Origin of the sequence: Bradyrhizobium sp. IAR9, assembly GCF_013408065.1 — a bacterium.
Taxonomy (GTDB): domain Bacteria; phylum Pseudomonadota; class Alphaproteobacteria; order Rhizobiales; family Xanthobacteraceae; genus Bradyrhizobium.
Genome location: NZ_JACBZW010000018.1, coordinates 145,664 through 158,996, shown reverse-complemented (window position 1 = coordinate 158,996; position 13,333 = coordinate 145,664). Strand labels below are relative to the sequence as shown.

The 13,333-nt window shown below is 64.5% G+C and carries 13 protein-coding genes; 7 read left to right on the top strand and 6 right to left on the bottom strand.

Translation table 11 applies throughout. The annotated features are described in order from the left end of the window. The first annotated feature begins 238 nt into the window (after positions 1-238). Both GGD67_RS34895 and GGD67_RS34890 read left to right on the top strand, forming a co-directional pair. Positions 239-1,174, top strand: a complete 936-nt coding sequence (locus GGD67_RS34895) for a DMT family transporter (protein WP_018317862.1) — start codon at positions 239-241, stop codon at positions 1,172-1,174. 97 nt (positions 1,175-1,271) lie between these two features. Beyond that, the gene (locus GGD67_RS34890) at positions 1,272-2,249 is read left to right on the top strand and encodes a Bug family tripartite tricarboxylate transporter substrate binding protein (RefSeq protein WP_092254855.1); all 978 of its coding nucleotides are present in this window, start codon (positions 1,272-1,274) and stop codon (positions 2,247-2,249) included. Between the two features lie 168 nt (positions 2,250-2,417). Here the strand turns inward: GGD67_RS34890 and GGD67_RS34885 are convergent, their stop codons facing one another. Beyond that, positions 2,418-4,103 (bottom strand): methyl-accepting chemotaxis protein, encoded by a 1,686-nt coding sequence (locus GGD67_RS34885; protein WP_026201919.1) that lies wholly within the window; start codon positions 4,101-4,103, stop codon positions 2,418-2,420. Between the two features lie 258 nt (positions 4,104-4,361). Here GGD67_RS34885 and GGD67_RS34880 point away from each other — a divergent pair, with 258 nt between their 5' ends. From GGD67_RS34880 to GGD67_RS34860, 5 genes are all read left to right on the top strand, one after another. Continuing rightward, a complete protein-coding gene (locus tag GGD67_RS34880) occupies positions 4,362-5,405 on the top strand; it encodes a C-terminal binding protein (RefSeq protein ID WP_018317859.1) in 1,044 nt (347 codons plus the stop codon). Positions 5,406-5,489: 84 nt separating this feature from the next. Then, a complete protein-coding gene (locus tag GGD67_RS34875; protein ID WP_018317858.1) occupies positions 5,490-6,836 on the top strand; it encodes an ABC transporter substrate-binding protein in 1,347 nt (448 codons plus the stop codon). Positions 6,837-6,976: 140 nt separating this feature from the next. Continuing rightward, on the top strand, positions 6,977-7,933 hold the full coding sequence (locus GGD67_RS34870) for a carbohydrate ABC transporter permease (protein WP_018317857.1): 957 nt from the start codon (positions 6,977-6,979) through the stop codon (positions 7,931-7,933). Continuing rightward, on the top strand, positions 7,926-8,828 hold the full coding sequence (locus tag GGD67_RS34865) for a carbohydrate ABC transporter permease (protein ID WP_038948453.1): 903 nt from the start codon (positions 7,926-7,928) through the stop codon (positions 8,826-8,828). Before GGD67_RS34870 ends, GGD67_RS34865 begins: the two co-directional genes overlap by 8 nt. A gap of 85 nt (positions 8,829-8,913) precedes the next feature. Continuing rightward, the gene (locus GGD67_RS34860) at positions 8,914-10,269 is read left to right on the top strand and encodes an esterase-like activity of phytase family protein (protein WP_179739100.1); all 1,356 of its coding nucleotides are present in this window, start codon (positions 8,914-8,916) and stop codon (positions 10,267-10,269) included. A gap of 52 nt (positions 10,270-10,321) precedes the next feature. On the opposite strand, the gene GGD67_RS34855 is transcribed toward GGD67_RS34860, so the two are convergent. The 5 genes from GGD67_RS34855 to GGD67_RS34835 are packed head-to-tail and all read right to left on the bottom strand — an operon-like array spanning position 10,322 to position 13,269. After that, positions 10,322-11,149, bottom strand: a complete 828-nt coding sequence (locus GGD67_RS34855) for an energy transducer TonB (RefSeq protein ID WP_179739098.1) — start codon at positions 11,147-11,149, stop codon at positions 10,322-10,324. Continuing rightward, the gene (gene exbD, locus GGD67_RS34850) at positions 11,149-11,595 is read right to left on the bottom strand and encodes a TonB system transport protein ExbD (protein WP_179739096.1); all 447 of its coding nucleotides are present in this window, start codon (positions 11,593-11,595) and stop codon (positions 11,149-11,151) included. Before exbD ends, GGD67_RS34855 begins: the two co-directional genes overlap by 1 nt. Before the next feature lie 4 nt (positions 11,596-11,599). After that, positions 11,600-12,370, bottom strand: a complete 771-nt coding sequence (exbB, locus tag GGD67_RS34845; protein WP_179739093.1) for a tonB-system energizer ExbB — start codon at positions 12,368-12,370, stop codon at positions 11,600-11,602. Positions 12,371-12,396: 26 nt separating this feature from the next. Further along, entirely contained in the window at positions 12,397-12,912 is a 516-nt protein-coding gene (gene hutX / locus GGD67_RS34840) for a heme utilization cystosolic carrier protein HutX (protein ID WP_026201918.1), read from the bottom strand. A 24-nt stretch (positions 12,913-12,936) separates the two neighbouring features. Then, complete coding sequence (locus GGD67_RS34835; protein WP_179739091.1) at positions 12,937-13,269, bottom strand: antibiotic biosynthesis monooxygenase; 333 nt, start codon at positions 13,267-13,269, stop codon at positions 12,937-12,939. Positions 13,270-13,333 lie beyond the last annotated feature (64 nt).

Here is a 13,333-nt window from a genome sequence, read left to right as displayed (position 1 = left end):
AAGCTCGGCTGTCCTGTCCGCTTCACCGCCATCGTCATTCCCCCAAGGCTTTGCCCTAGGGAATCACAACTGGCGAATTACGCAACAGGCCCACAGGGGGAGAGGGGGAGACGCGCGCCCGCGATGTTCAACATATTAACCGCCAAAGGCGCTCCTCAGGGTTTGCCTGCATTGTAGCATTGCGGCCACGTGGCTTGTGCGGCGACGGCAATCCGGCGCAAGCTTTCGTCCAACGCCAATGACGATTGCTCCGCCCGCGCCAAAGACCGCCAATCCGGCCAGTTGGCTCAACAACCAGCCTTATCTGTTGCTCAGCCTGAGCTCGCTGTTCTGGGCCGGCAATATCGTGCTGGCGCGTCATGTCGGCGCGCATGTGCCGCCGTTGACGGTGACCACGATCCGCTGGTTCGGCGTTTTCCTGATCCTGTTGCCGTTCGCCTGGCCGCATCTGAAGCGCGACTGGCCCGCCTTGCGCAACAGTCTGCCGCTGATGCTGTTCCTGTCGCTGGTGGGCTTCGCCTTCAACAACGCGATCTCGTACTGGGCGATGCAATACACGGAGGCGCTGAACGCGCTGCTGATCCAGTCGGCAGGCCCCTTGTTCGTGGCGCTGTGGTCGCTGGTGCTGTTCGGCGTGCGGCTGACGGGCGGGCAGTTCGCCGGCATCGCGATCTCGCTTCTCGGCGTGCTGATCATCATCCTGCGCGGCGATCTCGCCGCGCTCGCGAGCATCAGCTTCAACAGGGGCGACATCATGTTCGCCTCCTCGCTGGTGGCGTTCGGGATCTACTCGGCCTTCATCCCGCGCCGGCCCAAGATCCACCAGCTGTCCTTCCTGTCCTTCACCACCTGCTGCGGCGCGACGATGCTGCTGCCGACCGCGATCTGGGAGGCCGCAAGCGGCCGCGTGCTGCAATTCGACGGAACGACGCTGGCGACGCTGGGCTACATCCTGATCTTTCCCTCGACGCTGGCCTATCTCTTCTTCAACCGCGGCGTCGCGCTGATCGGCCCGAATCGGGCCGCGCCGTTCTTCCATCTGGTGCCGGTGTTCGGCTCGGCGATGGCGATCCTGCTGCTCGGCGAAAAGCTGCAGCCGTTCCACCTGATCGGCTACGCGCTGGTGCTCGCCGGCGTCGTGATCGCCTCACGCCAGGGCTCCGCGGTGAAGTAATTCCGCGACGCGGAGACAAGGCGACAAACTCGCGCCTTCCGATTTCGACGAGGAGGCGCTAGGTTCCCCGCCAACCAAAAAGAGGGAACGTTCAAACATGCTTTCAGGGCTGATTCGAAACCTGCGTGCCGCCGGAGCGGCCGCATTGTGCCTCGCCGCCGCATCCACGGCCCAGGCCGACAATTATCCGAGCCGCAACATCACGCTGGTTTTGCCGTTCGCGGCCGGCAGCGGCACTGACACGACGACACGGCTGATCTCGCAGCATCTGTCGCAGGCGCTCGGCGTCGGCATCGTGATCGAGAACAAGGCGGGCGCCAACGGCATGCTCGCCGCAAGCTATGTCGCGAAGGCGGCCCCCGACGGCTACACGCTGCTGGTGACGACCAACACCACGCATTCCGCCAATCCCTATTTGCTCAAGAACCTCACTTACGATCCGGTCAAGGACTTCACGCCGATCGCGCGCACCGGCGACCTGCCCTTCATGCTGGTCGTCAATCCGGAAGTGCCGGCCAAGACCGTCGGCGAGCTGGTCGCCTACGGCAAGGCCAATCCGGGCAAGCTGAGCTACGCCTCGGGATCGTCCTCCGCGATCGTCTCGGGTGCGACCTTTGCGCACAATGCCGGGCTCGACCTGCTGCATGTGCCCTACAAGAGCTCGCCGCCGGCGCTCAACGACGTCATGGGCGGCCGCGTCTCGATGATGTTCGTCGACATCCTGACCGGCCTGCCCCACGTCAACGGCAACGCGCTGCGCGCGCTCGCCGTCACCACCAAGGACCGCTCGCCGCTGGTGCCAAACCTGCCCTCGATGCAGGAGGCCGGCGTGCCGGACTTCGACATCTCGTCCTGGCAGGGCTATTTCGGCCCCGCCGGCATGCCGAAGGAGATCGTGACCCGGCTCAACGCCGAGATCCGGAAGATCGTCGAGAAGCCGGAGATCAAGGCCCAGCTCGCCACGCTCGGCATGGACGCGTTCTCGGGCACGCCGGAGCAGCTCGGCACGTTCGTGAACGAACAACTCGTGCTGTGGGAGAAGCTGATCACGAACGCGAAGATCGAGAAGCAGTAGGACGGTCTCGTGTCCCGGACGCGGCGGCACGTCGTGACGCTGCGCCCGGGGCACTGCTCTTGTAGGGTGGGCAAAGGCGCACTTGCGCCGTGCCCACCATCGGTCCGAAATAGCGACAAGTCGTGGGCACGCTTCGCTTTGCCCACCCTACGAATTCAGTGCAAGAATCTACGCCGCGCGCACCTTGGCGAGGAAGCCGTCGACGGCGCTGCGCAGCGCGCCGGACTGGTTGTCCAGCTCGCGGGCGTTGGAGAGCACGTCGGTGGCCGCGGTGCCGGTCGCTTCCGCAGCGGAGGTGACGCTGCCGATATGGGCGTTGATCTCGCTGGAGCCCGCCGCGACGGACTGGATGTTGCGGGCGATCTCGCGGGTCGCCTCGCCCTGCTGCTCGATCGAGGCGGAAATGCCGGCGGTGATCTCGCTCATCTCGGCGATGGTCTGGGTGATGCCGGAGATGGCCGTGACCGCGTCGCTGGTCGAGGTCTGCATCGCCGCGACCTGCGCGGAGATCTCCTCGGTCGCCTTGGCGGTCTGGTTGGCGAGCGCCTTGACCTCGGAGGCGACGACCGCGAAACCGCGGCCGGATTCACCGGCGCGTGCCGCCTCGATGGTGGCGTTGAGCGCGAGCAGATTGGTCTGCGCGGCGATCGAATGGATCAGCTTGACGACTTCGCCGATCTTCTCGGCGCCGGTCGAAAGCACCTGCACGGTGGCGTTGGTACGCTCGGCGTCGCTGACGGCACGGCTGGCGACTTCGGTCGAGCGGGTCACCTGGCGGGAGATTTCCGCAACCGAGCTCGACAGCTCTTCGGCGGCCGCCGCGACCGTGCCGACATTGCCGGAGGCCTTTTGCGAGGCCGCGCCGACCGTCGCCGCGCGCGAGGAGGCGTCGCTGGCGGTCGCGGTCATCGACTGCGCCGTCGTCTGCATGCCGGCCGCGGCCGAGGAGACCGAGCGGACGATGCCGTTGACGCTGCGTTCGAAGTCGCTGGCGATGCCCTCCATCGCGCTGCGACGTTCGGCCGCGACGCGCTCCTTGGCATCGGCTTCGGTCCTTTCGAGGTCGCGGATGCGGACCGCGTTGTCCTTGAAGATCTGGACGGTGGAGGCCATCGCGCCGACCTCGTCGCCGCGGCCAACGCCGGGTATGTCGCCCTCGAGCTTGCCGTCGGCGAGATCCTTCATGCGGGCGCCGAGCAGCGCCAGCGGGCGGCTGATGCCGCGGCCGATCAGCCAAGCGACGCTGCCGGCGACAACGAAAATGCCGAGCATGGCAAAGCCGAGCAGCCAATAGACCGGGCCCATCTTGGCGTCGATGTCGTCGAGATAAGCGCCGGTGCCGAGATACATGTCGAAGCCGGGCACCGCCACCGCGTAGCCGATCTTGCGGATCGGCGTCGGCTGACCGGGCTTCATATATTCATAATGCAGCAGGATCGAACCGTTGGCCTTGACGCCGTCCATCAGCTCGACGGACAGCTTGCGGCCGTTGGTCACGACATCCATGCGATTGGTGCCGATCTGCTTGGGATCCGGCGCGAGCTGCGTGATGCCTTCGTACGACGTACCGAACAGATAGCCCGCGCCGTTGTCGTAGGTCATCGAATTGCCGTAGCGGCGAAGCTCGGCCATGGCCGCGTCCTTCGTCAGCTCGCCGGCGTCGACGCGCTTCTTCAGAGCGCCCGCATAGTTGCGTGCCAGCTCGACGATCGCCTTGGCCTGATCGATGCGCGCATTCACCATCTCGCGCTTCATCAGATAGCCGGCGAGGACGCCGGAGATGCACAGGCCGAACAAGGTGACGCCGACAAGGATGCCGAGCTTCGGGGCGATCTTCAGATTGCTCAACTTCACGATTAGCTCCGGCAATAATGGGATATGGGCGCGCGACAGATCGATCGAAATCGAAACAACTTTTAGGGAGAGAGCCTTAGCAAGTTACTTACGCGCCTCCGTAGAAGCCCGGACGCAGCCGCAAAAAGCGGCAATTTATCCCCGCACCGGCAACCGACGATTGTACGCGACCGCTCCGATTTCGCGTAAAAGACGCAAAGGCCCGCCCGCGGAGGCGGGTCACAACAAGAACCGACAAACCAAATCGGGAGCGAGAAAATGCCGAAATACAGGGTGGTGACGCCGAAGGGCGCGAGCTTCACGGTCGCGGGCAGCGACTATTCCTTTGAGCGCGAGGCGCTCGATCCGATCGACGCCGAGATCATCGAGGCCCCCGCCGACGAGGCCGGGTTCATCGCCGCAGCAAAGACCGCGGACGCCATCTATGCCAAGGGCATCCCGATCACAAAGACCATCATCGACAGCTTGCAGACCTGCAAGGTCATCACGCTCGGCTCGGTCGGCGTCGACAGCGTCGACGTCAAGGCGGCCACCGCGCGCGGCATTCCCGTCACCAACATTCCGGACACCTTCATCGAAGAGGTCGCCGATCACGCCATGATGCTGCTGCTCGCCGGCTTCCGCCGCCTGGTCGAGCAGGACCGCATGGTGCGTGACGGCCGCTGGGCGGAGGGCCGGCCAGCGCTGCTCAAGGTCCCGAGGCTGATGGGCCAGACGCTCGGCTTCGTCTCGTTCGGCCGCGTCGCGCGTGCAGTTGCGAAACGCGCGGCGCCGTTCGGCCTGCGCATGATGGCCTACGATCCCTTCATCCAGGAAACGCTTATGTACGACCACGGCGTGATCCCGGCGACGCTGAACGAGGTGCTGTCGCAATCCGACTTCGTCTCGATGCATGCTCCGGCAAGGCCCGAGGTGCATCACATGCTGACCGAGAAGCACTTTCGGCAGATGAAGAAGGGTTCGATCTTCATCAACACCGGGCGCGGCGCCACCGTGGACGAGGAGAGCCTGATCAAGGCGCTGCAGGAGGGCTGGATCGCGCACGCCGCGCTCGACGTGCTGGAGAAGGAACCGCCCTCGCACAACAATCCCCTGCTCGGCATGGAGAACGTGACGCTGACCGCCCACGTGGCGTCGGCCTCGGCACGGTTTGACGAGGCACGCAAGCGCCGCGTGGGCTACGAATTGTCACTGGTGCTTCAGGGCATGTGGCCGGTAAGCTGCGTCAATCCGTCGGTGCTGCAAGACACCACGCTCCGCCGCTGGCAACCCGTCAGCATGGATCGCGGGCCGAACAGCTAGGCGGCCGGCGCCCGAGGCGCCAACGACCGAACGGCCCTTCACCGGCGATCAACGCCGGGAAGGGAACATCATAGGGAGGTACTGATGAGGAACGACATCACACGTCGTGATGCCTTGGCGCTGGGCCTATCCGCTGCAACGCTCGCGGCCACCGGTGCTGCAGCGCAAACAACATCATCGACAATCAAGGCCGCCGACGTGGCGGCACCCAAGCTCGAGATCGAGAAGGGCGCATCGCTGCGCATGCTGCGCCCGGTGCGCTTCGTCCAGGCCGACGAGGACGTGTTCCGTGCCAATGCAGCAAAGTTCACCAAGGAGACCGGCGTCGAGGTCAAGGTCGACTTCGTCGGCTGGGAGGACATCAACCAGCAGACCGCGGTGACCTCAAACTCCGGCGCCGGCCCCGACATTATCATCGGCTTCTCCGACGCCCCCCACATCTACGTCGACAAGCTGATCGAGCTGACCGACGTCGCCGATTATGTCGGCAAGCGCTATGGCGGCTGGCTGCCGCTTGCGCAGCGCTATGGCAAGAAGAACAAGAGCGACGCCTGGATCGGCCTGCCGTTCGGTGCAACTGCGGGGCCCCTGATCTACCGCAAGTCGATCCTGCAATCGGTCGGCTTCGACAAGGTGCCGGAAGACCATGCCGGAATCCTCGACCTGTGCCAGAAGCTGCACAAGGCCGGCAAGCCGGCCGGTTTCGCGCTCGGCAACGCCAAGGGCGACGGCAACGGCTTCGCCAATTGGGCGCTGTGGTCGCACAATGCTTCCCTGCTCGACGAGGAAGGTAATGTCGTCATCAACAGCAAGGAGACCATCGCGGCGCTGAACTGGGTCAAGCAGGTCTACCCGACCTTCATCGCCGGCACGCCGTCGTGGAACGACGTCAGCAACAACCGCGCCTATTCCTCGCAGGAGATCTCCCTGACCGCCAACGGCGTCTCGCTGTACTTCTCGCTCAAGAACGACCCGGCGACCAAGGCGATCGCCGAGGACAGCGAGCATCAGCTGCTGCCCAAGGGACTGGCCAAGGTCTCTCCGATGGCGGGCCTGACCCTCAATGCCATGGTGTTCAAGCACAGCCCGTACCCCAACGCCGCAAAGGCCTTCCTGCAATACATGCTGGAAAAGGACCAGTACGAGCCCTGGCTCAACGCCAACTCCGGCTACTGGTCGCAGCCGCTCGCCGCCTATGCCGAGGCCGCGGTGTGGTCGCAGGATCCCAAGGTGAAGCTGTTCAAGGACACGATGAACAGCACTTACTATGACGGCTACAAGGGCCCGATCTCGACGGCGACCGGAGCCGTCAGCGCCGACTACGTGCTGATTCAGATGTGCGCGTCCGTTGCGACCGGTGCGGCCACGCCGGAGGCCGCCGCCGCGGAAGCCGAGCAGCGCTGCAAGCGGTACTTCCGGCGGCAGCGGTAACGCGCGACGATAGAACCGTCGTCATTGCGAGGAGCATTTGCGACGAAGCAATCCAGACTGCAGCCACGGCGACAGACTGGATTGCTTCGCTTCGCTCGCAATGACGGTGTGGTGACGTTCAACGATAGGACAACACATTAATGTCCGTGACGACACTCTCCTCTCCCGTACTTGCCCAGCGGCAACCGAACTGGCTGGTGCGGCTGTTCGACTACAAGCCGTTCCTGATCGTGATGTGCCTGGCGCCCGCGATCGGGCTGCTCTCGGTGTTCCTGACCTACCCGCTCGGCCTCGGCATCTGGCTCGCCTTCACCGACACCACGATCGGCCGTCGCGGCGTCTTCGTGGGCCTGGAGAATTTCCAGTATCTGCTCACCGATCCCTTGTGGTGGAACGCAGTGTTCTACAGCGTGGTCTATACGGGCATCGCCACCTTCGGGAAGTTCGCGCTCGGCTTCTGGCTCGCGCTGCTGCTCAACAACCATTTTCCATTCAAGAGCATCCTGCGTGCGATCATCCTCTTGCCCTGGATCGTGCCGACCGTGCTCTCGGCGCTGGCGTTCTGGTGGATCTACGATCCGCAATTCTCGATCATCTCCTATTTGCTGGTCGACGTGCTGCACTGGCGGTCGGGCAATGTCGACTTCCTCGGCTCGCCCTGGCCGGCGCGCTTCTCGCTGATCGCCGCCAACATCTGGCGCGGCATTCCCTTCGTCGCGATCTCGCTGCTGGCCGGTCTGCAGACCATCTCACCCTCGCTCTATGAGGCCGCGATGCTCGACGGCGCCAGCGCCTGGCAGCGTTTCCGCTACATCACCTTCCCGATGATGATGCCGATCCTCGCCATCGTCATGACGTTCTCGATCATCTTCACCTTCACCGACTTCCAGCTGGTCTACGCCATCACCCGCGGCGGACCCGTCAACTCGACCCATCTGCTGGCGACGCTGGCGTTTCAGCGCGGCATCGCCGGCGGCGAGCTCGGCGAAGGTGCGGCGATCGCGGTGTCGATGATCCCGTTCCTGATATTCGCGACGCTGTTCTCCTATTTCGGCCTGGCGCGCCGCAAATGGCAGCAGGGAGAGGCCAATGACTGACACCGTCGCGCAAACCGCCACTGTGGCCGACGCGAAGGCGGCACCGGACACCATGGCCTGGGATTCCGGGCTGCGGCGGCTGATGATGATCTACCTGCCGCTCGGCTGCTTCGTGCTGATCCTGCTGTTCCCGTTTTACTGGATGGCGATCACCTCGTTCAAGCCGAACGCGGAGCTGATGAACTACAAGGACCATAATCCGTTCTGGATCTCCTCGCCGACGCTTGCCCACATCAAGCATCTGCTGTTCGACACCGCCTATCCGCGCTGGCTCAAGACGACGATGCTGGTGGCAATCGGCTCGACCACGCTGTCGTTGATCGCGAGCACGCTTGCCGCCTATGCGATCGAGCGCTTGCGCTTCCGCGGCAGTCCTTATGTGGGCCTCGGCATCTATCTGGCCTATCTCGTGCCGCCGTCGATCCTGTTCATTCCGCTCGCCACCGTCGTGGTGCAGTTCGGCCTGTTCGACAGTCCTCTTGCGCTGATCCTGGTCTATCCGACCTTCCTGGTGCCGTTCTGCACCTGGCTGCTGATCGGCTACTTCAAGTCGATCCCCTATGAGCTCGAGGAATGCGCGCTAGTGGACGGCGCAACACGCCTCCAGATCCTGCGGCGGATCACGCTGCCGCTGGCGGTGCCTGGGCTGATCTCGGCCGGCATCTTCTCCTTCACGCTGTCCTGGAACGAGTTCATCTACGCGCTCGCCTTCATCCAGAGCGGTGCCAACAAGACCGTGCCGGTTGCGATCCTGACCGAGCTCGTCACCGGCGACGTCTATCAGTGGGGTGCGCTGATGGCTGGCTCGCTGCTGGGATCGCTGCCGGTCGCGATCTTCTACTCGCTGTTCGTGGACTACTACGTATCCTCGCTGACCGGCGCGGTGAAGGAGTAGATCGCGGCTGCGGCGTTTGGCCCGGTTTCACAAAACTGCAACACGCTGACAGCATAAGGCGAGCGTCCGCCAACAGGAGACGCACATGCGCGCGACTTTTCTCAGCACCGTCGCAACGATCATTCTCGCCGCGAGCCCAGCGCTCGCGCAGAGCGAAGGTGAATTCCCCGCCAAGCTCGCCGGCCACGTGGTGATGCCGGCTGCCACCTTCATCGACGCCCCCGCCGACGCCCCCGCCGATCTCAAGACTTCGGGGAAATATACCACCGGCAAGCGGGTCGACGCGCTCGGCACCGTGATGGGCAAGTCCTATGAGCGCGCGACCGGCGTGTCGCTGCCGTTCAAGGGCCAGCCGCTGCAGGGCCATTCCGGCATCAAGACCATGCCCGATGGCAGCTTCTGGGTCATCACCGACAACGGCATGGGCGCGCGCGCCAACTCGCCGGATTCGATGCTGTATTTGAACCGCTACAAGATGGATTGGGCGAGCGGCAAGATCGATCGTCAGGAGACCATCTTCCTGCACGACCCCGACAAGAAGGTCCCGTTCCGCATCGTGCACGAGGACACCGAGAGGCGCTATCTCACCGGCTCCGACTTCGACACCGAAGGCTTCCAGATCATCGGCGATACCTTCTGGATCGGCGACGAGTTCGGCCCCTACATCCTGAAGGCCGACAAGTCAGGCAAGATCCTGGCCGTGTTCGACACGGTTGCCGACGGCAAGCCGGTGCGGTCGCCGGACAATTGGGCCGTGGCGACGCCGGGCGCGCCGGGCGCAACCTACACCAACGTCAACCTCCGCCGCTCCAAGGGCTATGAGGGCTTTGCGTCCTCCAAGGACGGCAAATTCCTCTACGGCCTGCTCGAGGGACCGCTGTGGGATGCCGAGAAAAAGGACTGGGAGAAGGTCGACGGCAAGGAAGCCTCCCGCATCCTCGAATTCGACGTCGCCGCGGAAAAATTCACCGGCCGCTACTGGCAATACGTGTTCGAGCAGAACGGCAACGCCATCGGCGATTTCAACATGATCGATCAAGCCTCCGGCCTCATCATCGAGCGCGACAACGGCGAAGGCACCGCCGACAAGGCCTGCCCGCAAGGCACCCGCGGCGAGACCTGTTTTCCGGATCTTGCCAAGTTCAAGCGCATCTACAAGATCGAGCTCACCGAAGCCAATGTCGGCAAGCCCGTGCGCAAGATCGGCTATATCGACCTCATGAAGATCAGGGATCCCGACAAGAAGGCGAGGAAGCCGCTCAACGACGGCGTCTACACCTTCCCGTTCTTCACCATCGAGAACGTCGATCGCGTCGACGACACCCACATCATCGTCGGCAACGACAACAATCTGCCGTTCTCCTCCAGCCGCGATCCCAACAAGGCCGACGACGACGAGTTCATGCTGCTCGAAGTCGCGGACTTCCTGAAGGCGAAATAGGCTGACGCTATGCTCCTCTCCCGCTTCGCGCGGGGGAGGAGTTCGTCGCAAATCAATTACCAAACGCGACGCCCACGTTGATGGGAATCGTCGCATAAGTGATTTCGGACGGCACCGGTGGAAATGGCTGGGCCTGACGCACCATGGCCATGGCCTGGGCATCGAGCACCGCCACACCCGAAGAGCCCCCGAGGCGGCTGGACAGCACCTGACCGCCACGGCCGAGCGTGAAGCTCAGCTTGACCACGCCCCTCTGACCATTCGCACTCGTCGGATACTGGTGGAAGCGCATGAGGTGCGCGCGCACGCGCTGATAATAGGTTGCCATCGCCGAAGCAACTGAGCCGGCACTCACGGCGGATGCCAGCGGAGCCTGGCGCTCGGCACGTGGCGGAGCGCTGGTACGCGGCGCGGGCGGCGCATCCGACGGCTTCCGAGCGTCGGGACGTACCACCCGAGGCTTTGCCGGTGCCGGCTTCTCCACGGGCGCGACTTGCACCGGCTCGGGCTTCGGCGGAGCCGGCTCCAGCTTTTGCTCCGGCGGCGCAACCACGTCCGGCTTTTCCTGCGGCCGCGTCGGCGCGATCGTCTCTTCGACGGCCTGCTGCTGCATCGGCTCCGGCGGCGACGCATCCGCCTGCTCCATCACGGGGCCCGGCGCAATATCGAGCGGTGTCGACTGCGGCGCCGATGTCTCCGGCGTCATGTCGATGAGGATCGCCGGCATGTTGACACCTTGCTCGGGCTGCGACCTGATCCAGTTCATCGCCAGCAGTGCGGCGGCGATGTGCAGCGCCACAATCACCGCCGCCGATGCGCCCCAGCGCGCGGTCTCGCGCTCTCGAAGCGGCTCGTGCAGGGCAAAGGCGTTCGCGGCCATCAGTTGCGTCCGTCGAGGCCGACGAGGGCGACCTTGAGGTAGCCGGCGTTACGCAGGGTGTTCATCACCTCCATCAGGTCGCCGTAGGAGACGGCCTTGTCGGCGCGCAGGTAAATGCGCTCGTCCTTACGGCCTTTGATGACGGCATCGAGGGCGGCGGCGAGACCGTCGCGGGCCATCGTGTCCTCGCCAACGGCAATTGTGAGATCCGGCTTCACCGTCACGAAGGTCGGCTTGTCCGGCCGCGGCGCCGGCTCGGCTGCGGTCGCGGGCAGCTCGACACCGATATCGACGGTGGCAAGTGGGGCTGCCACCATGAAGATGATCAGCAGCACCAGAATCACGTCGATGAACGGCGTGACGTTGATCTCGTTGACGACGTCGAGATCATCCGGGTCACCGCGCTTGAGCGGAGATCCCCCGCGCGCGCCGAGCTTCGCAGCCATGAGCCTACTCCGCCGCCCGCGCCAGGCGGAACTCCCTGTGGTCGCGCTGACGGCTGACCAGCAGCATCAGCTGCGCCGAGGCATCGCCGAGCAGCGCGCGGTAATTGGCGATACCGCGGACCAGATGATTGTAGATCACCACCGCCGGGATCGCCGCGACGAGGCCGAGCGCGGTGGCGAGCAGCGCCTCCGCGATGCCCGGCGCGACCACCGCGAGGCTGGTGGTGTGGCTCTCGGAGATGCCGATGAAGGCGTTCATGATGCCCCAGACGGTACCGAACAAGCCGACGAAGGGCGCGGTGGCGCCGATGGTCGCGAGCACGCCGGTGCCGCGCGCGATCTGTCTGGACATTGCCGCCTCCACCCGCTCGAGCCGCAGCGCCACCCGCTCCTGGAGGCCGTCGTCGAGGATACCGCCGGAGAGCTCGGCTTCCCTGGCGCAGGACTGGATCAGCTGGGCGACGGCGTCGCGCGCGTCACCGGCCCGTGACGATACCTCGGCCAGTGTCATGTTGCCTTCGAGCGCGCGCGTCCGCCGCAAGGCGAGTGCACCCTTGCGACGCAGCTCGATGGTCTTGGCGAGCCACACCGTCCATGTCACCAGCGAGGCGACGGCGAGCCCGATCATCACCGTCTTCACGATGATGTCGGCGCTGACGAACATGCCCCAGGGCGACAGATTGCGCGGTAACAGGGCTTCGTCGATCGCGAAGGCCGGTGTCGGCGCCAGCGCGATTGCAACGACCATTTGCCGAAGCCTGGACTTGCCTTGCATCCTGATCTCCCGACAACAAAAGAAAGCTACGCAGCCGGCTGCGCCGCGATCCGGGCCGCGAGCTGCCGGAACCGCGCCAGCTGATCAGCCCGCAGCGCCCTTGTCTCGTCGCGACCGACGAAGACCTTGAACATGATGCCGCCGTCGGCGTTCACGAACGCGACGAAGGCCGACGACTTGCCCATGAACGGGCGCTCGACGAAGGCGACGCCCGCGCAGCGCTCGTGGCGAAGATGGCCGTGCAGACCCTTCGGCTGCATCAGGTTGAAGTAGCCGCGGCCGATCTCGCCCGCGGGAATGGCGCCCGTGAACTCGAAGATCGCGTCATCGGTGTGCACGATCAGCGTGACCTCGCCCCACTCCGCGATGTCCTGCATGGCGGCGGCAAAATGCTCGCCGCCGCCAATATGCACCATGGAGGATGGCAGCGCCTCGATCACGCTGCGCGGGGTGACCTTGCGCTGGCGCGCAACGTCCTCGATCACCGCGCCCGGATTGTCGGCCATATGGGCCCTGAGATCGGCAAGATCGGTGCTCAACATGTCCGGCTCCTCTGCCATTGCAATCTAGGCGGCCGCGGCCTTGCGCTCGCTCTGGATCACCTCAAAGCCTTCGAACTTGGGATGGCCGAGATACAGGCTCTCGCCGGTCGAGTTGTCGGCGCGGGCATGGGCACGACGAAACTGGTCCGAGCGCGTCCAGGCCTCGAACGCCGCCTTGTCGACCCAGGTGGTGTGCGACGAATAGAGCGTGTGGTCCGCGGCCTCAGGGCCCTTCAGCAGGTGAAACTCGACGAAGCCCGGCATGCTGCCAAGATAGGATTCACGGGTGGCCCAGACGGTTTCGAACGCGGTCTCCGCGCCCTTCTTCACCTGGAAACGATTCATGGCGATGAACATCAAAGTCTCTCCTTCTGATCAAAACGAAACACGCCGAAGCCGCGCTGGAGCATCAGCGCGGCCC